At 71.9% G+C, this 21,457-nt stretch carries 18 protein-coding genes, 2 tRNA genes and 1 pseudogene; 14 read left to right on the plus strand and 7 right to left on the minus strand.

All coding sequences use genetic code 11. The features are described from left to right. Positions 1-11: 11 nt before the first annotated feature. Positions 12-225, plus strand: a pseudogene (locus AC069R_RS26650) (hypothetical protein). 13 nt (positions 226-238) lie between these two features. On the opposite strand, the gene AC069R_RS26655 reads toward AC069R_RS26650, so the two are convergent. Beyond that, entirely contained in the window at positions 239-1,651 is a 1,413-nt protein-coding gene (locus AC069R_RS26655) for an ABC1 kinase family protein (RefSeq protein ID WP_478769337.1), read from the minus strand. Next, positions 1,644-2,873: a TOMM precursor leader peptide-binding protein gene (locus tag AC069R_RS26660; protein WP_478769338.1), complete on the minus strand. Its 1,230-nt coding sequence runs from the start codon at positions 2,871-2,873 to the stop codon at positions 1,644-1,646. The genes AC069R_RS26655 and AC069R_RS26660 overlap by 8 nt, the downstream gene beginning before the upstream one ends. 207 nt (positions 2,874-3,080) lie before the next feature. Between AC069R_RS26660 and AC069R_RS26665 the strand changes: the two genes are divergently transcribed. From AC069R_RS26665 to AC069R_RS26680, 4 genes are all read left to right on the plus strand, one after another. Continuing rightward, positions 3,081-3,653 (plus strand): M48 family metallopeptidase, encoded by a 573-nt coding sequence (locus AC069R_RS26665; protein WP_397984137.1) that lies wholly within the window; start codon positions 3,081-3,083, stop codon positions 3,651-3,653. A 141-nt stretch (positions 3,654-3,794) separates the two neighbouring features. Beyond that, the gene (locus tag AC069R_RS26670; RefSeq protein WP_478769339.1) at positions 3,795-5,525 is read left to right on the plus strand and encodes a TerD family protein; all 1,731 of its coding nucleotides are present in this window, start codon (positions 3,795-3,797) and stop codon (positions 5,523-5,525) included. Positions 5,526-5,536: 11 nt separating this feature from the next. Continuing rightward, a complete protein-coding gene (locus AC069R_RS26675; RefSeq protein WP_397984135.1) occupies positions 5,537-6,217 on the plus strand; it encodes an AIM24 family protein in 681 nt (226 codons plus the stop codon). A gap of 17 nt (positions 6,218-6,234) precedes the next feature. Beyond that, positions 6,235-6,990, plus strand: a complete 756-nt coding sequence (locus tag AC069R_RS26680) for an AIM24 family protein (RefSeq protein ID WP_478769340.1) — start codon at positions 6,235-6,237, stop codon at positions 6,988-6,990. A 93-nt stretch (positions 6,991-7,083) separates the two neighbouring features. Here AC069R_RS26680 and AC069R_RS26685 read toward each other — a convergent pair whose 3' ends face one another. Both AC069R_RS26685 and AC069R_RS26690 read right to left on the minus strand, forming a co-directional pair. Next, on the minus strand, positions 7,084-7,605 hold the full coding sequence (locus AC069R_RS26685; protein ID WP_478769341.1) for an NUDIX hydrolase: 522 nt from the start codon (positions 7,603-7,605) through the stop codon (positions 7,084-7,086). Further along, positions 7,602-9,059 (minus strand): zinc-dependent metalloprotease, encoded by a 1,458-nt coding sequence (locus tag AC069R_RS26690; protein ID WP_478769342.1) that lies wholly within the window; start codon positions 9,057-9,059, stop codon positions 7,602-7,604. Before AC069R_RS26690 ends, AC069R_RS26685 begins: the two co-directional genes overlap by 4 nt. A 190-nt stretch (positions 9,060-9,249) precedes the next feature. Between AC069R_RS26690 and AC069R_RS26695 the strand changes: the two genes are divergently transcribed. From AC069R_RS26695 to AC069R_RS26710, 4 genes are all read left to right on the plus strand, one after another. Further along, a complete protein-coding gene (locus AC069R_RS26695; protein WP_478769343.1) occupies positions 9,250-10,374 on the plus strand; it encodes an SDR family oxidoreductase in 1,125 nt (374 codons plus the stop codon). A 220-nt stretch (positions 10,375-10,594) separates the two neighbouring features. Next, positions 10,595-11,056, plus strand: coding sequence for a molybdenum cofactor biosynthesis protein MoaE (locus tag AC069R_RS26700; RefSeq protein WP_478769344.1), 462 nt, complete (start codon positions 10,595-10,597; stop codon positions 11,054-11,056). Between the two features lie 210 nt (positions 11,057-11,266). After that, on the plus strand, positions 11,267-11,440 hold the full coding sequence (locus AC069R_RS26705; RefSeq protein ID WP_397984129.1) for a hypothetical protein: 174 nt from the start codon (positions 11,267-11,269) through the stop codon (positions 11,438-11,440). Positions 11,441-11,490: 50 nt separating this feature from the next. Next, a complete protein-coding gene (locus AC069R_RS26710; RefSeq protein ID WP_478769345.1) occupies positions 11,491-12,588 on the plus strand; it encodes a YlbL family protein in 1,098 nt (365 codons plus the stop codon). A gap of 223 nt (positions 12,589-12,811) precedes the next feature. On the opposite strand, the gene AC069R_RS26715 is transcribed toward AC069R_RS26710, so the two are convergent. After that, positions 12,812-13,354: a PPA1309 family protein gene (locus AC069R_RS26715; protein ID WP_478769346.1), complete on the minus strand. Its 543-nt coding sequence runs from the start codon at positions 13,352-13,354 to the stop codon at positions 12,812-12,814. 164 nt (positions 13,355-13,518) lie between these two features. Between AC069R_RS26715 and AC069R_RS26720 the strand changes: the two genes are divergently transcribed. From AC069R_RS26720 to AC069R_RS26735, 4 genes are all read left to right on the plus strand, one after another. Beyond that, positions 13,519-16,446 (plus strand): UPF0182 family membrane protein, encoded by a 2,928-nt coding sequence (locus tag AC069R_RS26720; RefSeq protein WP_478769376.1) that lies wholly within the window; start codon positions 13,519-13,521, stop codon positions 16,444-16,446. Positions 16,447-16,487: 41 nt separating this feature from the next. After that, positions 16,488-16,561: transfer RNA gene (locus tag AC069R_RS26725), tRNA-Met, on the plus strand. A 220-nt stretch (positions 16,562-16,781) separates the two neighbouring features. Next, positions 16,782-18,593 carry a tetratricopeptide repeat protein gene (locus tag AC069R_RS26730; RefSeq protein ID WP_478769347.1) on the plus strand — a complete coding sequence of 604 codons (1,812 nt, stop codon included), beginning with the start codon at positions 16,782-16,784 and terminating at the stop codon, positions 18,591-18,593. 72 nt (positions 18,594-18,665) lie between these two features. Then, a tRNA-Met gene (locus AC069R_RS26735) sits at positions 18,666-18,739 on the plus strand. A gap of 176 nt (positions 18,740-18,915) precedes the next feature. On the opposite strand, the gene AC069R_RS26740 is transcribed toward AC069R_RS26735, so the two are convergent. Beyond that, a complete protein-coding gene (locus AC069R_RS26740; protein ID WP_085566460.1) occupies positions 18,916-19,332 on the minus strand; it encodes a Fur family transcriptional regulator in 417 nt (138 codons plus the stop codon). A 145-nt stretch (positions 19,333-19,477) separates the two neighbouring features. Between AC069R_RS26740 and AC069R_RS26745 the strand changes: the two genes are divergently transcribed. Next, on the plus strand, positions 19,478-20,932 hold the full coding sequence (locus AC069R_RS26745) for a catalase (protein ID WP_478769348.1): 1,455 nt from the start codon (positions 19,478-19,480) through the stop codon (positions 20,930-20,932). Between the two features lie 107 nt (positions 20,933-21,039). Here the strand turns inward: AC069R_RS26745 and AC069R_RS26750 are convergent, their stop codons facing one another. Further along, entirely contained in the window at positions 21,040-21,447 is a 408-nt protein-coding gene (locus AC069R_RS26750; RefSeq protein ID WP_397984124.1) for a cyclic nucleotide-binding/CBS domain-containing protein, read from the minus strand. Positions 21,448-21,457: the final 10 nt, after the last annotated feature.

A 21,457-nucleotide genomic window follows, 5' to 3' on the forward strand; every position in this document is an offset into this window, starting at 1 on the left:
ATCGTCACCGGGTGACGAGTCTTCCCTCAGGAAGCGATCAGGGCGGCCGCACGGAGCGCCCGGCCCCCCTCGTGTGCGCCCGCTGCGGTGTCCCCGCCCCCGCCCCCCCACCCCGCCACCTGGACCTGCTCCGTGGAAGACGGCGTCCCCCGCTACTTCTGCGCCGCCTGCTCCCGCGACAACCTCCGCGCCATCGAGGGCCGCCTGGACTCCGACTGGTGGTGATCCACCACCGGGGTCACGCCTCCGCCGCGGACTCCTCGGCGACGTCGCCTTCCAGGTGCTCCTCCTCCGTCTCCTCCAGAGCTTCCGCATCGTCCGTCAGGAAGAAGCCCGGCAGCCAGGACTCCAGCTCCTCGCGGAGGCGGACCGTGGCGCCCAGCTGGCACAGGACACCGATGGTGCTGAGGGTGACGCGATGGATGAGGAGGTAGGCGGGGGGCAGGTTGAGCTGCTTGCCGAGTTGGTAGGCGGGGGAACGCGGGTCGGCGATGCGGGCGGCCTGGCTGCGCATCCAGGAGCGGGTGAAGGTGAACGCGTCCACGCGGGCCGGTTCGATGATCGGCAGCAGATAGTCGAGCACCGCGTCGGGATCGAGCTCTATGGATTCCTTGACGAATCCCTCCTCGCACAGCAGCCCGTAGACCGTCTCCGCGTCGCCGTCCAGCGTCAGCCGCAGGGAGATCCCGATCGGTGTCGGCAGCCCTCCGGGAAGCCGGTCGACCGTGCCGAAGTCCAGGACCCCGAGCCGCCAGTCGTCCTCGCCGTCCGGGCCGCCCGGCAGCAGCCGGAAGTTGCCCGGATGCGGGTCGGCGTGCAGCAGCCCGGTGCGGGCCGGGCCCGAGAACAGGAAGCGGGCGAGTAGCTGACCGGCCCGGTCCCGCTGCTCCGGCGTGCCGTCGGCGATGATCTCCGACAGCGGGATGCCGTCGATCCACTCCGTCACCAGCACCTGCTCGCACTGGTGCACCACCGCCGGGACCACCACGTCCGGATCGCCCGCGAACTCCCGCGCGTGCGCCGTCTGCGCGGCGGCCTCCAGGGCGTAGTCCAGCTCCTCGGAGACCCGGTCCCGCAACTCCGCGATCAGCGGCTTTATGTCTACGCCCGGAATGAGCGGCCCCAACAGCCGGGCGAAGCGGCCCAGTTGGACGAGGTCGGACAGCAGGGCCTCGCCGGCGCCCGGATACTGCACCTTGACCGCCACCTCGCGGCCGTCGTGCCACACCGCCCGGTGCACCTGGCCGATCGAGGCCGCGGCCGCCGGCTTGTCCTCGAACTCCTCGAACAGCTCCCGCCAGTCCGGCCCGAGCCGCTCGGTGAGCACCGCGTGCACCGTACGGGTCGGCATCGGCGGGGCCGCCTCCTGGAGCTTGGTCAGGGCCACCCGATAGGGTCCGGCGACCTCCTCGGGCAGCGCGGACTCGAAGACGGACAGGGCCTGCCCGAACTTCATGGCCCCGCCTTTCAGCTCGCCCAGCACCTTGAAAAGCTGCTCCGCCGTGCGCTGTTGCAGCTCCCGGCCGACGATCTCCGCGGATTCGCCCACGATCCGCTTGCCCAGCCCCCAGGTCGCCCGGCCGGCGAAGCCCAGCGGGAGCGCGGCGAGCTTGGCGGTCCGGGTGACCGCCTTGCGGGGAAGATCAGACATGCGCCCTCCAAGTCCCTGTCGGCCGTGCCGCGCCCGCTTCGCGTGCCCGCTCCGTCGACGGCCGTTGCACCGCCATTGTCGCGCGTGCGGGCCCGCGGATTGCGGAGTGTGCCCCGTCTGCTTTGTCACCCGCCCTGTCCGCCGCGCCGCAGCGGCAGGCCGGGTGCGGCGGGAGGGGGCGGGAATGCCAGTTCAGACCGGGTAGGGACACCTCCCAGCGGGCGCCCGCCGCGGAGGGCGACGCGCCGTCCAGGAAGGCCAGGGCGTGGGCGGCGGCCAGTCCGGCGACCGCCGTGGAAAGGGCCAGGTCACAGGCCCCGACCGGGCGGGTTCCGGCGCCGGAGCGCCACTGGGCGAGCAGTCGGGGCCAGGCCGGGTCCCGGTCCGTGCGCGACTCGTGCAGACAGCCGGCGCAGGCCGTCTCGCCGGGCAGCACCAGCGGGCCGACGACTCCTGTGCCCTCCACCACACCCGCGTACAGATGCGGGGTGCCCGAGGCGAGCAGCGGCTGCGCGGCGCGCGGGTCCGGGGCGTGCACGGCCACCTCGTCCCGTGGCGCGAGGATCACCAGGGAGAGGCCGGGTTCCCCGGCGCCGGAGCCGGGGGAGTGGGCATGGCGGGGCGGGCGGTCCGGGGCGGCCCGGCGGACGGCCGCCGCTGCCGCCGCGGCCCGCAGGTCACCGACCGACTCGGCGGGCAGTCCGCCCGGTGCCACGTCCCACGGCCGCACCCGCCCCTCATCGCGCACCTCCACCTCGCCGACGCCCGCGCCCGACAGCACCGCCGCCACCACGGCCCCCACCCGTCCCGCGCCGAGCACCCGGACCCGCAGCGCGCGGCGGGCGGCCAGCCGGGCCAGCGCGCCGCCCGGCTCCGGCGAGGTCAGGGAGAGCGAGGCGAGGTCGGGGCGCAGCCGCCGCAGCACCTCCGTCCTCCCGCGCAGCGCGTCCGCGGCCGGTCCGCCGCCGCGCGCGTCGTCCACGAGGCCCGCGCGGGCCAGCCGGTCCACCAGAGTGTCGACCCGGCCCTCCGGCAGCTTCAGCCGGCGGCCCTCGGCGCGCAGCAGCGGCAGCCCGCGGGTGCCGTTGAGCAGGTCCAGGAAGCGGCTGGTGGCGGTGTCCATCGGGCCCAGTGTCAGCGCGTGCGCGGGCGTCATCCCGAACTGCACCGTGCCGAGATCACGCCAGCCGCGGCGCAGCGCGGGTTTCACCACCGGATGCATGACAGGCCCCCATTTCCCTGTATCGGCATGACTGTCAGGACATCGGCGGATCGGTCGTGTTCCGCCGACGCCTGCCAGCATGCCCGCTCGGCCCGCGAGGCGTGGAAAGTTATCCACAGGCGGCGGTGATCTTCATATGAACCGGCAGGCACGGCGAACCGTCCGGGAGCCGGGACTTTGCCCCTGCTCAGCGGGTAACGTCGGGGCGTGTCCGCCGACCCCTTGCAGCACCGCGCCGGAAAGACAGAGCGCAGCGCGACGAGCGCGATCGAGGTCCGCAGGAGTGCCCGACGCCGCCGCACGGTCTCCGCGTACCGTGAGGGCGATCGTACGGTCGTACTGATCCCCGCCCGGATGTCGAAGGCGGAGGAGCAGCGCTGGGTGACCGTCATGCTCGACAAACTCGCCGCCCAGGAGAGCCGGCGGGTGCTCGGTGACGCCGAACTGGCCGAGCGCGCCGAGCGGCTGTCGGCGCAGTTCTTCGACGGCAGCGCCCGCCCGGCCTCCGTGCGCTGGGTCACCAACCAGAACACCCGCTGGGGCTCGTGCACCCCGGCCGAGGGCAGCATCCGCCTCTCCCACCGGCTCCAGGGCATGCCCGAGTACGTCATCGACTACGTGCTCTGCCACGAACTGGCGCACCTCCTGGTCCCCGGCCACGGTCCCGACTTCTGGCGGCTGCTGGAGGCGTATCCGCGCACCGAGCGGGCCCGCGGCTATCTGGAGGGCGTGGTCGCCGCCGCACGGCTGCCGCATGTGCCCGACGCACAGGGCGAGTGATCCCGAGGCCCGCGTGTGTGTGGCCGGAATCGGTTGTGTACCGGGTCTGTACCGACGGGGACCGGCCGGAGTGATGACCGGACACAGCCGTTAGCCTGGCGCGACGCACTCATATTTCGGGATGGGGGACGGTCGTAGCGCATGGCCAGGGAATTCCAACGCGGCCACAAGGCCAGGATCAGCGACCTCACGGCGGGCACCGATCTGTACGTAGGCGTGCAGATCGCCGGCCCCGGACTGACTTTCGACATCAGCTGCTTCGGCCTGGACGCCGAGGAACGGCTCTCGGACGACCGCTACTTCGTCTTCTTCAACCAGCCGAAATCGCCGGAGGAGTCCATCCAGCTGCTCGGGGCCCAGGCGGGCGACACGGAGTCGTTCCGGGTCACGCTCGACCGCCTCCCGGAGCGGATCCGCAAGCTGTCCTTCACGGCGACGCTCGACGGCGCCGGGCAGATGTCGCAGGTCGGCCCCGGTTACCTGCGGATCGTCGCGGGCGGCGAGGAGGTCGCCCGGTACTCCTTCACCGGCGCGGAGTTCTCCACCGAGCGGGCCGTCATGCTCGGCGACATCTACTTCAAGGACGGATGGCGGTTCGCCGCGGTCGGACAGGGCTTCGACGGCGGCCTGGAGGCGCTGCTGAAGAACTTCGGCGGCGAGGTGCTGGAGGAGGAGGCGCCCGCCGCGCCGGAGCCGCAGCCCCAGTCCGGTGCCCCCGGCTTCGCCCCGCCCGCGTTCGCCCCGCCCGCCGAGGCCGCCGCCCCGCCCGCCTTCGCCGCCCCGCCGGGCCCCGCCCCGGCGCCCGCCCCCGCGGCCCCCCAGCCCGCCGCCCAGGGCTACGCCCCGCCGGCCGGCAACACACCCCCGCAAGGGTTCACACCCCCCGGCCAGACCCCGCCCCCGGCCCCGACCGCGCCGGACGTGCACGGCGCCCCGACGGTGATCGCACCCCTGACCCCGCCCGCCGGGCCGACGGGCACCGTCCCGCCCCCCGTCCCGCCGCCTGCCCCGGCCCCCGCGCCGTACGGGCAGCCGCCGCAGCAGCCGTCGTACGGCCAGCCCCCGCAGCCCTCCTACGGCGGCCGGCCTGCCGCCCCGATGCCGCCCGGCTACGGCGGACAGTCCGGCGCGCCCATGCCGCCGGGCTACGGGCAGATCCCCGGCCAGCAGGCCGCCTCCTACGGTGTGCCCCAGGGCGCCCCGCAGGGCGGTGCCGGTGTGGGCGTCGCGCTCCAGAAGTTCAAGGAGACGCCCACCGGGCAGCGCTGGACGCAGCAGAACAAGAAGCTCATGCGCGTCGACCTCGGCATCGGCGGACAGCCGGTGCTGGCCAAGCAGGGCAGCATGGTGCTCTACCAGGGCAAGGTCGACTTCGGCTACAAGGGCGCCGGTTTCGCCGGACGCATCGTCGGCAACACCACCGGCCAGGAGATGCAGCTGATGCGCTGCACCGGCCAGGGCCAGGTGTTCCTCGCCGAGAACGCCACCAACCTGCACCCGATCGAGCTCCAGGGCGACGCGATCTGCGTGTCCGCCGAGAACGTGCTCGCCTTCGACGAGACCCTCCAGTACGAGGTCCGCCGCATCGAGGGCCACGGCATTCCCGGCGGCGCGCTGTTCACGATGCAGTTCCAGGGCACCGGCACCATCGTCGTCAAGACGCACGGCACGCCCGTGGTGCTGCCGGTCACCCCGATCACCTTCGCCGACTGCAACGCGGTGGTGGCCTGGTCGGCGGCCGCCCAGGTGATCGTCTCCAGCCAGGTCCGCATGCGCCGCAACGCCTACCCCGGCGACACCGGCGAGAGCGTCAACCTCCAGTTCCGGGGCGCGCCCGGCAACTTCATCGTCGTCCAGCCGTACGAGGTCTGAGGGAGCCCGTCATGAACCAGCCGCTCGCGGGCTTCGCTCCCGCACCCGTCACCGCCCGTATGGCGAACCACGGCGACTACATGCTCAAGGTCGCCATGCAGACCGGCAACGACCTCTTCGCGCGCGTGGGCTCGATGGTCGCCTACGAGGGCTTCGTGCAGTACGAGCCCAACCCGCCGGCCGTCCGCCAGATCGCCCGCGACTGGATCACCGGCGAGGGCGCCCCGCTGATGAAGTGCTCCGGGGACGGGCTGCTCTATCTCGCCGACTACGGCGCGAACGTCGTCGTGATCAACCTCGACGGCGACGGCATCTCCGTCAACGCCACCAACCTGCTCGCCTTCGACGCCCACCTGAGCTGGGGTGTGGAGCGGGTCAAGGGGCTCGCGAAGTTCGCCGGGCAGGGCCTGTGGAACACGCGGATCTCCGGGCAGGGCTGGGTCGCCCTGACCTCCCGCGGCACGCCGATCGTCGTGGACTGCGGCGGCGGCGAGGACGAGACGTACGTGGACCCGGACGCGCTCGTCGCCTGGTCGCCGAACCTCAAGGTCAAGGGCAAGCGCAGCTTCAAGGCGCAGTCGCTGATCGGCCGGGGCAGCGGCGAGGCCTACCAGATGGCCTTCTCCGGACAGGGCATCGTCGTCGTCCAGCCCAGCGAGGACAGCACCGACCGCCTGCGGGTCCGGGGCTGAGGGGGAGTCAACACACCATGCAGAGCCCGATTTTCGCCTACAACGACAATCAGACGCAGGAGCGCTGGAGCCTCCAGAACGCGCAGCTGCTGCGCGTCGTCCTGGAGGGCCACGACGACCTCCTGGCCCGCAAGGGCACCATGGTCGCCTACCAGGGCCTGGTCGAGTTCGACGCCGAGTACCGCAGTGGCAACCAGCGGCGCGCGCGTGCCCACACCGGCGAGGGCCTGGACCTGATGCGCTGCCACGGCCAGGGCACGGTCTATCTGGCCAACCTCGCCCAGCACGTGCACATCATGGACGTGGAGCAGGACGGGCTGACCGTCGACAGCTCCTACGTCCTCGCCATGGACTCCTCGCTGCACCACGAGGTCATCGCCGTCGACAGCCTCTACGGCATCTCCGGCTCCGGGAAGTACCAGCTCAACATCACCGGGCGCGGCCGGGTCGCCCTGATGACCTCGGGGTCGCCGCTGCTGATGCAGGTCACCCCGGACCGGTACGTCAACTGCGACGCCGACGCGATCGTGGCCTGGTCGACCGGGCTGCGTGTGCAGATGCAGGCCCAGACGCACTCCTCCGGGGTGTGGCGCAGGCGCGGCAACACCGGTGAGGGCTGGGAGCTGAGCTTCATGGGCTCCGGGTTCGCGCTGGTCCAGCCCAGCGAGCTGCTGCCGCCGCAGCACGCGGTGATCGGTCAGGGCCTCGCCGCCCAGTTCGGCATGGGCCAGCACGGGGCGCGCGGCGCCAACCAGGGCAACGTCTGGAGCTGACCGCCGGGAGACGCACACCCGTAGGGCAGAAGCAGAACGCCCACCCGTAGAGCAAGTAAGGGGCGATCGCCATGGCGGTCGCCCCTTACCGGCTCACAGCCTCGCGTGGGCCGCGGCCAGGAGTCGTACGACCGACTCGTCGGCCACGCTCGCGACCTCGTCGTAGCCGAACCAGCGCAGGTCCAGGGACTCGTCGCTGATCGCCGCGACGGCGCCGGAGGGGGCCAGCGCCGCGTACTGGACGTCGTAGTGCCAGTGGCACGGCGACGGGATCGGATGCCGGTCCAGGCGCACCGGGCCGCCGGGCAGCAGCGTCAGCCCCGCCATGCCCGACTCCTCGGTCGCCTCGCGCAGCGCGGCCGCCGCCACGGTCGCGTCGCCCGGCTCGCAGTGGCCGCCCATCTGGAGCCACATCCGCAGCTTGCGGTGGAGGGTGAGCAGCACCCGGCCGCGCTCGGGGTCGATCACCAGGGCGCTCGCCGTGACATGGCCCGCGTGACAGGCCTTCCACATGCCGTCGGGGTGGGCCGCCAGGTGGTCCAGGTAGGACTGGCGCAGCTCGTCCTGGCCCTCGTACCCCTTGAGGACGAGGACCGCGTCGTCGTACAGGCTCACTCTGTGTCGTCGCCCCCGGCCTTGTCGCCCTTGCCGTCCTTGTCGTCCTTCTCGGCGTCCTTGCGCAGGTCCGGCTTGCCGGCGGCCTCGCCGAGCATCTTGTCCAGCTCGGAGAAGTCCAGCTGCTCGCGGTGCACGAAGCCGTCCGGGTCGTCCAGGTCGGTCGCGGTCGGCAGCATGTCCGGGTGGTGCCACAGGGCGTCCCGGCCGTCGACGCCGCGCGCGTCGGTGAGCGAGGCCCACAGGCGGGAGGCGTCGCGCAGCCGGCGGGGGCGCAGCTCCAGGCCGATCAGCGTGGCGAACGTCTGCTCGGCCGGGCCACCGGTGGCGCGGCGGCGGCGCAGGGTCTCGCGCAGCGCGTCGGCGGACGACAGCCGGGGCTTGGCGGCGGCGTGGACCACCGCGTCCACCCAGCCCTCCACGAGCGCCAGAGCGGTCTCCAGGCGCGCCAGGGCGGCCTTCTGCTCGGGCGTGTCCTCGGGCTGGAACATGCCCTGCTGGAGCGCGTCCTGAAGCTGCTCCGGGTTCTGCGGGTCGAACTGGCCGACCACGTCCTCCAGCTTGGCGGTGTCGACCTTGATGCCGCGCGCATAGCCGTCGACCGCGCCGAACAGGTGCGAGCGCAGCCACGGCACATGCGCGAACAGGCGCTGGTGGGCCGCCTCGCGCAGGGCCAGGTAGAGCCGGACCTCGTCCAGCGGCACGCCCAGGTCCTTGCCGAACGCCTCCACGTTGGCCGGCAGCAGCGCGGCCTTGCGGGCCGGGCCGAGCGGCAGGCCGATGTCCGTGGAGCCGACGACCTCGCCCGCGAGCACACCGACGGCCTGCCCGATCTGCGTGCCGAACATGGCGCCGCCCATCGAGCGCATCATGCCGATCAGCGGGCCCGCCATGGCCTGCATCTCCTCGGGCAGCACATCGCCCATGGCCGCGCCGACCCGCTCGGCGACCGGGTCGACCAGCTCGCGCCACGCGGGCAGGGTCGCCTCGACCCACTCCGCGCGCGACCAGGCGACGGCCGAGGCGGAGCCCGACGGCAGGGAGGTGGCGTCGTCCAGCCACAGATCGGCCAGGCGTACGGCCTCCTCCACGGCCTTGCGCTCGGACGGGCCGACGCTGGCGTCCTTGGTGCCGTCCGCGGTGCCCTGGGCGACCGTCTGGCGGGCGATCTGCTTGGCCATGTCCCAGTTCACCGGGCCGCCCTCGTAGGAGAGCATCTGGCCCAGCTGCTGGAACGCGGCACCGAGGTCGGTGGGGTTCAGCGAACCGAACATGGCAGCGAGCGGATTGCCGGCGCCGGGGCCGCCAAAGCCACCGGCTCCGGGCATACCGCCGAAACCGAACGGGTTGGCCGGTCCCTGCTCACCACCGCTCTGCTGGTCCTTCTTCTTGCCCTCGTCGCCGTCCTCCGGCTCCTCCGGCGGAAGGCCGAAACCGAATGGGGTGTCACTCACGGGATTCCTCGGCTGGTAAGGCCACCGGTCTTCTCCGGCGGCGCGGCTGCCCGACAACACCACCCAGCGTAGACACCCGGACCCGATCGGGCCTCGATGCTCCGCCCGCGGGAGCCCTGCGGCAGGATGGATGCACCTCGTACGCGCGCGTCACCGCGCCCGTACAGAAGACAACCGCTGGAGATGCCGGGTGAGTTCCCCAGATCCGCAGGTTCGCGCAGCGCGAAACCACTCAGAGGCGTCCGCCGGGCGCAGACCCGCCGTGCGCGGGCCCGTCGTGGCGGTCACCGGCGCCGCGACCGGCGTCGGAGCCCTGCTCACGGCGCGGCTCGCCGCGTCGGAGGAGATCCGGCGGGTCGTCGCGATCGACGAGCGGCGCGGGGAGTGCGAAGAGGCGCAGTGGCACATCCTGGACGTCCGCGATCCGGCCATCGCCGACAAACTGCGCGGCGCCGACGTGGTCGTCCACCTCGCGCTCGACCTGGATCTCGGCAGCGACGCGGCCGCGCGGACCGCTTACAACGTCCGGGGGACGCAGACCGTGCTGACCGCCGCGGCGGCGGCCGGCGTGCACCGGGTGGTGCTGTGCACCTCCGCGATGGTCTACGGCGCGCTGCCGGACAACGAGCTGCCGCTGTCGGAGGACGCCGAGCTGCGGGCGACGGCCGAGGCGACCGGCGTCGGGGACCTGCTGGAGATCGAGCGCCTCGCCCGGCGCGCGCCCCGCGCACACCCCGGTCTGAACGTCACCGTCGTACGCCCCGCCGTGCTCGTCGGCGGCACGGACACCGCGCTGACCAGGTACTTCGAGTCACCGCGGCTCCTTGTAGTGGCCGGGTCGCGGCCCGCGTGGCAGTTCTGCCATGTCGAGGATCTGTGCGGGGCCCTGGAGTACGCCGTCCTGGAGAAGGTCGAGGGGGAGCTGGCGGTCGGCTGCGACGGGTGGCTGGAGCAGGAGGAGGTCGAGGAGCTCAGCGGCATCCGGCGCATGGAGCTGCCCTCGGCGGTCGCGCTCGGCGCGGCGGCCCGGTTGCACCGGATCGGGCTCACCCCGTCCCCGGCGGGCGACCTGGCCTACACGATGTACCCGTGGGTGGTCAGCGGGAGCCGGCTGCACGACGCGGGATGGCGGCCGAAGTGGACCAACGAGGACGTCCTCGCGGAGCTGCTGGAGGAGGTCTCCGGGCGGCATACGGTGGCCGGCCGGCGGCTCGGCCGCAAGGACGCCACGGCGGCGGGCGCGGCCGGCGCGACGGTCGCCCTGCTGGGCGCGGCCGCGGTGGTACGGCGGGCCCGCAAGGCGCGCCGGCGGTAGGCGGCGTCCGTACGGGCGTCCGGGTGGGCCGCGGCGGTATGGGCGTCCGGGCAGGCCGCGGCCGTACGGGCGTCAGGCCGGCCGCGGCCGTACGGGCATCGCGGCCGGTCCCGTCCGATACGAGCATCCAACCCGTCCGTACGAGCATCCAATACGACCGCGTTCGCGCCGGGTGAACCTCGTATTCCTCGCCGTCCCGGCCGTGCGGCACGATGGGGGCATGGCTGAGATGAGCGAGCACCCCGGCGAGCGGGCCGCGCAGGATCCCGTCAAGCTGATCGGCGTCCGGGAGAGCGCGCTCTCGGTGGACGAGGTGTTCCGGGCGGTCGGCGACGCGGCGGCCGGCGGGATCGCGCTGTTCGTCGGGACGGTGCGCAACCACGACGGGGGCGCCGACGTGGACGCGCTCGGCTACTCCTGCCATCCCAGTGCCGAGGCCGAGATGCGGCGGATCGCCGAGAAGGTCGTCGCAAACCATCCCGTGCGGGCCCTGGCGGCCGTGCACCGGGTCGGGGAGCTGGGCGTGGGGGACATGGCAGTGGTCGTCGCCGTGGCATGCCCGCACCGCGCGGAGGCCTTCGAGGCGTGCCGGAAGCTGATCGACGACATCAAGCACGAGGTACCCATCTGGAAGCACCAGAAGTTCTCGGACGGCACGGAGGAGTGGGTCGGCGCCTGCTGAAGCGGACGGGGGCGCGCTGAAGCGGACCGGGACGCGCCGAAAACGGGCGAGACCTGTCGAAACGGGGCGGAGCGCTGCGCCGAACCGGTCACTCCCGGCCCATCACTGTCTCCGGTTGCGTAACCGCCCCCCGCACGTGAGCGTTGTGGGTGCGGATGGTTAATCTGCTGATCAGTCAGTTGCGGACGCTCACAGTGTTGGGAGGTCGGCATGGGCGCGCTTGTCTGGCTGCTGATTCCGCTCATGGGTGCGGTCGGCGGCGGGCTGTGGGGCAGTTGGGCCAACAGGACGCGCAGGGCCCGTAGCGACGGGCCCGAGCTGGATGGATACGCCCGGTTCCGCGAGGCGATGGAGCGGTCCACCACGGGCGCGGGCGGCGTCTGACAGGGGTGCCCTGACAGTGCGCCGACAGACGTGTCACGTACTGTCGGGGCATGCCACGCCGCACCGCGACGATGCTCGCCTCCACCCTGATGCTGATCGCGCTCCTGTGCGCCGGAGTGCTCATCCCCGTGCCGTACGCGGAGATGTCCCCCGGCCCGACCGTGAACACGCTCGGGGACCATCAGGGCGAGCCGGTGCTCCAGATCTCCGGCCGCAAGACGTACCCGACGGACGGTCACCTGAACATGACCACCGTGCGCGTGACCAGCGTGGACTTCCGGATGAACCTGGTGGAGGCCGTCTACGGCTGGCTGTCGCGCGACAGCAAGGTCGTGCCGCACGACACGCTCTACCCGAAGGGGACGACGGAGGAGCAGTCCTCCCAGCAGAACGCCGAGGAGTTCAGCCAGTCCCAGGAGAGCGCCAAGGTCGCCGCCCTGAAGCAGCTGAACGTCCCGGTGAAGTCCTGGGTGATCGTCTCCACCGTGGTCAAGGGCTCCCCGGCCGAGGGCAGGCTGCACGCCGGTGACGTGATCAAGGCGGTCGACGGCCACGCGGTCCGGCAGCCCTCCGACGTCGCCGGTTTCGTCACCAAGCACAAGGCGGGCCAGAAGGTGGTCTTCACCGTCGTCCCCGCCAAGGAGCAGGCCGCCGCCGAGAAGGCCCACAAGACGGCCGTGAAGACCCAGGACGTCACGATCACCACCGCCGCCTCCGACGACAGCGGGCCCAAGCGGGCCATCGTCGGCATCTCGGCCGGGACCGATCACACGTTTCCGTTCACGATCGACATCAAGCTCGCCGATGTCGGCGGGCCCAGCGCCGGTCTGATGTTCGCACTCGGCATCTACGACAAGCTCACACCCGGCGACCTGACCGGCGGCAAGTTCGTGGCCGGCACCGGCACCATCGACGACAACGGCACCGTCGGGCCGATCGGCGGGGTCGACATGAAGACCGTCGGCGCGCGGAACAAGGGCGCCCAGTACTTCCTGACGCCCGCCGACAACTGCGCCGAGGCCGCCGCGGACAAGCCGGGCGGGCTCACCCTGGTCAAGGTGAAGACGATCAAGGACGCGCTGGCCGCGCTCAAGGACATCCGCGACGGAAACACCGCGGCCCTGCCGAAGTGCACGGCCAAGGGCTGAGGCCGGCCGGAGCGACGTGACATGACCGGGGGCCGCCGCTCGGGCCGAGGGCGTCCCCCGGTGCCGTGACAAGCCCTCGGTGCCGTCGCTGGCTCCCCGCGCCGTGGCACGCCCCCGAGTGCCGTCGCAAGCCCCCTGCGCCGCGCCAAGGAACAGGGGCGCCCCCAGCGGCAAATGCCGGCGGCGCCCCTGCTGTCGTACAAGAAGATCAGTCGGCGGGAGATCAGTCGGCGAACGTCGCCGTCAGGGCGTCCGCGAGGCCCGGCACCAGGTCGGGGCCGGTGAGGACCTCCGTCGGGGAGTCCTTCTCGCGCAGCCGCAGCGCCGACTCGCGGGCGCCGCCGCGCAGCACCGCCACCGTCATCCGCACCTCCTGGCGCTCGGGGTGGTCCGCCACCCACTTGGCCAGCTTGGCCTCGCTGAGGTTCTTCGGGACCTGCGCCTCGGCGGACGGCGGCAGCATCAGCCGCTCCACCGTGAGCGCGCAGCCGGCCACCGCGTCGGGCCAGGCGATGGTGGCGAGGAACTCGTCGAGCGGCTTGCCGGACGGGATCTCGTCCTGCTCGATCGGGGTGAGACCGGCGGTCTCGGACTCGTCCTCCAGGCCCAGCTGGGCCGCGAGCGCGGGCTCCTGGCTGCGCAGCCGGGCGGTGTCTACGAGGGCGAAGAGGCGAGCGGGCTGGTCCCAGCCGAGGCCGGAGGCGTACTCGTCGATCTCGAGTACGGCCCGGGTGAGCGGGCTCGCTGCCATGGGAGTGTTGGACATGGTCACAATCCTGCCTCGTTCCCCACCGGAATCGGGAACCGAGCAGGGCCTGAGTAAGTTGCATATGTGTCGGCCCGCGATCACGGGGGGCCACCGGGGCCCGCGGAGCACGGGGGCCCGAGGGATCGAGAGCGAATTTCGAGGGGCGCACCTTGGCTTTCCAGATGCCGGACCGCGGCCAAGGCCCTGCGGGGCCACGGACGGGGGCGGGCCGACCGTCCCGGCGGGTGAGGGTCCTGCTCCTGACGCTGGGCGTGCTCGCCGCCCTCGGTATGACTTTCAGCATGTTCGCCGGCTTCTGGACGAACTGGCTCTGGTACCGGTCGGTGCACTACTCGTCCGTGTTCACCACCACCCTGTGGACCAAGATCGGGCTGTTCTTCGTCTTCGGTCTGCTGGCCGCGTCCGTGGTCGGCGTCAACATCTGGCTGGCCCACCGGCTGCGGCCCCCGCTGAGCGCCATGTCCATGGAGCAGCAGAGCCTGGACCGCTACCGGATGGGCCTCGCGCCGTACAAGACCTGGCTGCTGGTCGGTGTCTGCGCCCTGGTCGGGCTGATCGCGGGCGCCTCGGCGGCCGGCCAGTGGCGCACCTGGCTGATGTGGGTGAACGGAGTGCCCTTCCACAAGAAGGACCCCCAGTTCCACCTCGACATCGCCTTCTACGCCTTCGATCTGCCCTGGTTCCGGTTCCTGCTGGCCTTCGGCTTCGCCGCCGTCATCCTGTGCCTGATCGCCGCCGCCTTCACGCACTACCTGTACGGCGGGCTGCGTCTGACCAGCCCCGGCGCGCGCGCCACCGCCGCCGCGACCGGGCACCTCTCGGTGCTGCTCGGCCTGTTCGTCGCCCTCAAGGCGGTCGCCTACTGGCTCGACCGGTATGGCCTGGCGGTGAAGTCCAGCGCCTTCAAGGACACCGGCGACTGGACAGGGCTGCGCTATGTCGATGCCAACGCCTATCTGCCGGCCAAGACGATCCTGTTCTGCATCGCCGTCATCTGCGCCCTGCTGTTCTTCGCCACCCTGTGGCGGCGCACCTGGCAGCTGCCCGTCATCGGCTTCGGCCTGATGGTCCTGTCGGCGATCCTGATCGGCGGGCTTTACCCGGCGATCGTGCAGAAGTTCCAGGTCGAGCCCAACGAACAGGCCAAGGAAGCCCCGTACGTCCAGAAGAACCTCACGGCGACCCGCGCGGCGTACGGCATCGACGACACCGAGGTCACCCCGTACGACGGCAAGTCCACCACCACGGACAAGGCCAAGCTGCGCGCGGACGTGGACGACGCGGCGAGCATCCGGATCATGGACCCGAACATCGTCTCGCCGACGTTCCAGCAGGCGCAGCAGATGAAGGACTACTACGGGTTCCCGGCCAACCTCGACGTCGACCGGTACCCCACCAAGGACGGCAAGCTCCAGGACACCGTCATCGGCGTGCGCGAGCTGAACCTCGACGGCAAGGGCATCAAGCACAACTGGATCAACGACCACTTCCGTTACACGCACGGCTACGGCGTGGTCGCCGCCAAGGGCACCGAGGCGGCCGACGGCCAGCCCGTCTTCACCGAGTCCGACCTGCCGTCCAAGGGCGACCTGGGCACCTACGAGCAGCGGGTCTACTACGGCGAGAAGACCACCACGTACTCCATCGTCGGCGGCCCCCAGAAGGAGATCGACCGCCCCACGGACAACAACGGTGAGGTGACCACCAGTTACACCGGCAAGAGCGGTGTGAACCTCGACAACCCGCTCAACCGGGCGGCGTACGCGATGGCGTTCAACGAGCCGCAGATCCTGTACTCGGGCGCGATCGGCAAGGGCTCGCGGATCCTGTACAACCGCACGCCCAAGGAGCGCGTCGAGGCGGTCGCCCCCTGGCTGACCATCGACGGCGACGCCTACCCGGCCGTCGTCAAGGGCCGCATACAGTGGATCGTCGACGGCTACACGACGTCGAACGGCTACCCGTACTCCTCCCGTACGACCCTCGGCGACACCACGGCCGACTCGCTGACCGCCGGCAGCGACAACCGCAGCGTGGTGGCCCCGCAGAACCAGGTCAACTACATCCGCAACTCGGTGAAGGCGACCGTCGACGCGTACACCGGCGAGGTCAAGCTGTACCAGTGGGACACCGCGGACCCGGTGCTGAAGACCTGGATGAAGGCGTTTCCCGGCACGGTGCTGCCCAAGAGCGCGATCTCCCCGCAGTTGCTGTCCCATCTGCGCTATCCCCAGGACCTGTTCAAGGTCCAGCGCGAGCTGCTCACCCGCTATCACGTGACGGACCCGCAGACCTTCCTCACCGGCAGCGAGGTGTGGCAGGTGCCGGACGACCCGACCAACAAGTCGGGCGACGCGGTGCCGCCGTACTACCTGAGCATGAAGATGCCCGGTCAGAGCAAGCAGGCGTTCTCGCTGTCCACCACGTTCACCCCGAGCGGCCGGGACAACCTCAGCGCCTTCATGTCGGTCGATTCCGAGGCGGACAGCAAGGACTACGGCAAGATCAGAATCCTGAAGCTGCCGACCAGTACGACGGTCGACGGGCCGAAACAGGTCCAGAGCCAGTTCAACTCCGAACAGGACGTCGCCGCCGCGATCAAGCTCCTCAAGGGCGGCGACTCCGAGGTGGAGTACGGAAATCTGCTGACCGTGCCGCTGGACGGCGGGCTGCTCTACGTGGAGCCGGTCTATGTACGCGGCGGCGGACTGAAACTCCCCTTGCAGCGCAAGGTGCTGGTCACCTACGGGGACCGGCCGCCGGCGTTCGAGAACACGCTCGGCGAGGCGCTGGACAAGGTGTTCGGCACCAGCTCCGCCGCGGCCGGCTCGTCGGACAGCGGCTCCAAGGCCCCGCCCGCCGCCCCGCCCGCGGCGAGCGACCCGGACGTCCAGCAGGACCTGGCCGACGCTCAGAAGGCGTTCGACGCCGGGCAGCGGGCCCTGAAGCAGTCCGGCGGCCCCGACTGGGACGCGTACGCGAAGGCGCAGAAGGACCTCAAGGCGGCGCTGCAACGGGCCCAGGACGCACAGAAGCAGCAGCAGGAGAAGCAGCAGAAGCAGCAGGAGCAGCCGAAAAAGAAGGGCTGATCACGACCGCCCCGCACCGTGATACGGTTGGCTCACAACGGCGCGGGGTGGAGCAGCTCGGTAGCTCGCTGGGCTCATAACCCAGAGGTCGCAGGTTCAAATCCTGTCCCCGCTACTGATATCGAAGGCCCGGATCCTTTACGGATCCGGGCCTTCGTGGTGTGTGAACTCGCCGCGCGCGAACACAAGTTGGGGAAGGAGTTCGCGCCGCGCCGCCGTGAGGAGCGGGGCGCTGTGTGTTTGACTTGTCGTCCTGTGGGCATGTCGACAAAACGCTGAAGTGACCTCACGGGGTGGGGTATACCGGGTGTACCCAGGTTGCGGGTGGTGCGACGATGGACGTTATGGGGGACAAGGCAACTCTGTTCGAGTCAGGGCGATTTGTACAGACTTCCGGTGAGGGGCCGGCCCGCGACGAGGTGGGCGACATGGCCGAAGCCGCCGACGAGGTGCGCCTCGCGCTCGCCGCGCGCAGCGGTGACGCGGAGGCGTCCAGCGTCCTCGGCGCCATGCTGCTGCGCCGCGGCGACCTCGACGGTGCCGAGACCCATCTGCGGGCCGCCACCGCGGCCGGTGACCGGGCCGCCGCCAACAACCTGGGCGTCCTGCTGCACCAGCGGGGGTATGCCGAGGAGGCCGCCGGGTGGTGGCGGATCGCCGCCGTCGCCGGTTCCGCGGCCGCCGCGCACGCACTCGGCCGCTACCACCGCGAACGCGGGGACGAACCGGCCGCCGAGTACTGGCTGCGCCAGTCCGCCGAGCAGGGCCATGTTCTCGGCGCCTACGCGCTCGCCGACCTGCTGGAGCACCGCGGGGACGCGGCGGCCGGGCACTGGATGCGGCTCGCCGCCGAGCGCGGGCACCGGGAGGCGGCGTACCGGATCGCGCGTGCGCTCGACCGGGAGGCCGGCGACCGGGGCGAGGGCGGGGGTGACAACGCTGTCGCGGAGGCCGAGCAGTGGTACCGGCAGGCCGCCGCGCGCGGGCACCGGCGGGCCGCCCTGCACCTCGGGGCGATCCTGGAGCAGCGCGGGGAGCTGAAGGAGGCCGGGCGCTGGTACCTGACCTCTGCCAAGGACGGCGAACCGCGGGCCGCCTGCGCCCTCGGCTTCCTGCTGCGGGATGCCGGGGACACCGAGAGCGCGGCCGTCTGGTGGCTGCGCGCCGCGCAGGAGGGCGACGGCAACGCGGCCAACGCGCTCGGCGCGCTGCACGCCGAGCGGGGCGAGACCCAGACCGCCGAGCGCTGGTACCGGGCGGCGCTGGACGCGGGGGACGACAACGGCGCGTACAACCTCGGGCTGCTCTGCGCCGAGCAGGGCCGCACCGCCCAGGCCGAGCAGTGGTACCGGCGCGCCGCGTACGCCGGGCACCGGGAGGCCGCGAACGCGCTGGCCATCCTGCTGCTCCAGGTCGGCGACACCTCCGGCGCGGAGCCGTGGTTCTCCAAGGCGGCCGAGGCGGGGAGCGTGGACGCGGCGTTCAACCTCGGCATCCTGTACGCCGGGCGTGGCGAGGAGGCCATGGCGCTGCGCTGGTACGAGCGGGCGGCCTCGGCCGGGCACACCGAGGCCGCGCTCCAGGTCGGCATGGCGCGGCTGCGCGAGGGCGACGAGCGGGCGGCCGAGCGGCATCTGCGGTGCGCGGCGGGGGGCGGCAGCGCGGAGGCGGCCTACCGGCTGGCCGCGCTGCTGGACGCCCGCCGCCCCCCGCGCCCCGCGCACGAGCTGGGGGAGAGCGTCCAGGAGAAGGCCGAGTGCGAGGAGTGGTACGAGCGGGCGGCCGAGCAGGGGCACCGCCGGGCGCAGGTGCGGGTCGGCATGCTCGCCTCGGCGCGCGGGGACGTGGTCGAGGCGGCGCGCTGGTACCGGGCGGCGGCGGAGGCAGGCTCGCGCAACGGGGCGTTCAACCTGGGGCTGCTGCTGGCCCGCGAGGGGAGCGAGCCGGAGGCCGTGGTGTGGTGGACGCGCGCGGCCGACGACGGCCACGGCCGTGCGGCCCTGCGCCTCGCCCTCGTCTGTGCCCGCCGCGGCGACCTCGACGAGGGGCAGCGCTGGGCGACGCGCGCGGCGGAGCTGGGGCCCGCGGAGGTCACCGAGCGGGCGGGCCGGCTGCGGGACGCGCTGCGCGAGGAGCTGTCCGCGTGAGTGGCCCTGGTCACTCGGCCTCGAATGGGTTTGCTTCCATCGGCTTCCCTCGCGTAATGTCGTGTTCACCGACGCGGGGTGGAGCAGCTCGGTAGCTCGCTGGGCTCATAACCCAGAGGTCGCAGGTTCAAATCCTGTCCCCGCTACTGAAGGCCGAGGGCCGGAATCCAGAAATGGGTTCCGGCCCTCGGTCGTATGCGCGCGGTCCCCGCGGGGCGCGAAAAGAGGAGCCCACAGGGGGGGCGAAAAAGGGAGCCCGTAGGTGGGGCGAAAAAGGGAGGGGGCTCGCGCCCCCTCCGTCATTCCGTGAACCGCCGGGCCGTCACGCGCCCGCGCACTCCGGGCACAGCCCCCGGTACGTCACCTCGACGTCCGACACCGTGAAGCCGAAGCGCTCGGTGTCGGGGAGGTCGGCCAGCGGGTTGCCCGTGGGGTGGACGTCGCGGATCGCGCCGCAGCGGGCGCAGACCAGGTGGTGGTGCGGCCGGTGTGCGTTCGGGTCGTACCGCTTGGCGCGCTTGTCGGTGGAGACCTCCAGCACCTCGCCGAGCGTGACCAGCTCGCCCAGGGTGTTGTAGACGGTCGCGCGGGAGATCTCCGGCAGCTTCGCGACAGCCCGCGCGTGGACCTCGTCGGCCGTCATGTGCACGTGCTCGCCGTCGAGGACCTCGGCCACCACGCGTCGCTGCGCGGTCATCCGCCATCCGCGTCCACGCAGCCGTTCCAGAAGGTCGCTCATGGCTACCAGCCTAACAGCAGAGGGGACCAGGACGGGAATAGGTGTGAGTTTGGAACCCTGCTTGACTTGGACTTAGTCCAATGTAGGATCGGTGACGGCTTTGGCCAAGGGACAGGATTGGCCGGCGTAGACGCAGGAGGCGCACGTGACGCAGGGACCGCTCACCACGGAGGCCGGGGCTCCGGTCGCCGACAACCAGAACAGCGAGACGGCGGGCGTCGGCGGCCCCGTACTGGTCCAGGACCAGCTGCTGCTGGAGAAGCTGGCCCACTTCAACCGGGAGCGCATCCCGGAGCGGGTCGTGCACGCCCGCGGCGCCGGCGCCTACGGCACCTTCACGGTGACCGCGGACGTCACGCCGTACACCAGGGCCGCCTTCCTCTCCGAGGTCGGCAAGGAGACCGAGGTCTTCCTGCGCTTCTCGACGGTGGCCGGGAACCTGGGCGCGGCGGACGCGGTCCGCGACCCGCGCGGTTTCGCGGTGAAGTTCTACACCGAGGAGGGCAACTACGACCTCGTCGGCAACAACACCCCGGTCTTCTTCATCCGGGACGCGATCAAGTTCCCCGACTTCATCCACACCCAGAAGCGCGACCCCTACACGGGCAGCCAGGAGGCCGACAACGTATGGGACTTCTGGGGGCTGTCGCCGGAGGCGACCCACCAGGTGACCTGGCTGTTCGGCGACCGCGGCATCCCGGCGTCGTACCGGCACATGGACGGCTTCGGCTCGCACACCTTCCAGTGGAACAACGAGGCGGGCGAGGTCTTCTGGGTCAAGTACCACTTCAAGACCGACCAGGGCATCAAGAACCTCACCGCCGGTGAGGCCGCGGTGCTCGCGGGCACCGACCCGGACTCCCACCAGCGCGATCTGCGCCAGGCGATCGAGCGGGGCGAGTTCCCGAGCTGGACCGTGGGCGTGCAGATCATGCCGGCGGCGGACGCGGCGACGTACCGCTTCAACCCGTTCGACCTGACCAAGGTGTGGCCGCACGCGGACTACCCGGTCGTCGAGATCGGCAAGCTGGAGCTCAACCGCAACCCGCGCAACGTCTTCGCCGAGGTCGAGCAGTCGATCTTCAGCCCCTCGCACTTCGTGCCGGGCATCGGTCCCTCGCCGGACAAGATGCTCCAGGGCCGGCTGTTCGCGTACGGCGACGCGCACCGCTACCGCGTCGGCATCAACGCCGACCACCTGCCGGTCAACCGCCCGCACGCCACCGAGGCCCGCACGAACTCCCGCGACGGCCACCTCTACGACGGGCGGCACGGCGGCGCCAAGAACTACGAGCCCAACAGCTTCGGGGGGCCCGCGCAGACCGGCCGGGCGCTGTGGCAGCCGTACGACGGCTTCACCGCCGGCACCGGCGACCACCCGACCCCGCGGCACGCCGAGGACGACGACTTCGTGCAGGCCGGGAACCTCTACCGGCTGATGACGGAGCCGGAGAAGGAGCGGCTGATCGCCAACCTCGCCGGGTCGATCTCCCAGGTCTCGCGCGAGGACATCGCGGAGCGCGCGATCGGCAACTTCGCGGCCGCGGACGCCGACTTCGGCAAGCGGCTGGAGGCGGCGGTGCGGGCGCTGCGCGACTGAGCGCGACCCAGACGGCGGCATTCGTCCGCCGGGCGGGCCGGATCCCTGGTGCTCGGGGTCCGGCCCGTTCGCCGTGTCCGGGCCCCGCGCGCGGCGCCCCGGACCGGTCAGGAGCCCGCTCTGGCCAGCGGGGCCGGTGCGCGGGCCGGGGACCAGCAGCGGATGATGTCCCGGACCGAGACGATCCCCGCGACCTCGCCCCGGTCGAGGACGATCAGATGCCGGAAGCCGCCGTGCGCCATGGCACCGGCGGCCTCCTCCAGCGTCCACGTCGGCGCCGCGAAGACGACGTCGGTGGTGGTGTGGGCGTGGGCGCGCTCGACGTCCGGGTTCTGGCCGAGGCCGACGGAGTTGAGGATGTCGCGCTCGGTGAGGATGCCGATGCCGCCCGCGTCCGGATCGAAGACGACGGCGGCGCCGATGCGCCGGGCGGACATCAGTGTGGCCGCCTCACGGAGGGTGTGGGCGGGGCCGAGGGTGAGAATCACCGTGCTCATGGCGTCGCGGACCAGCATGGGTGGGGCC

The organism is Streptomyces sp. NPDC043952, assembly GCF_056435325.1.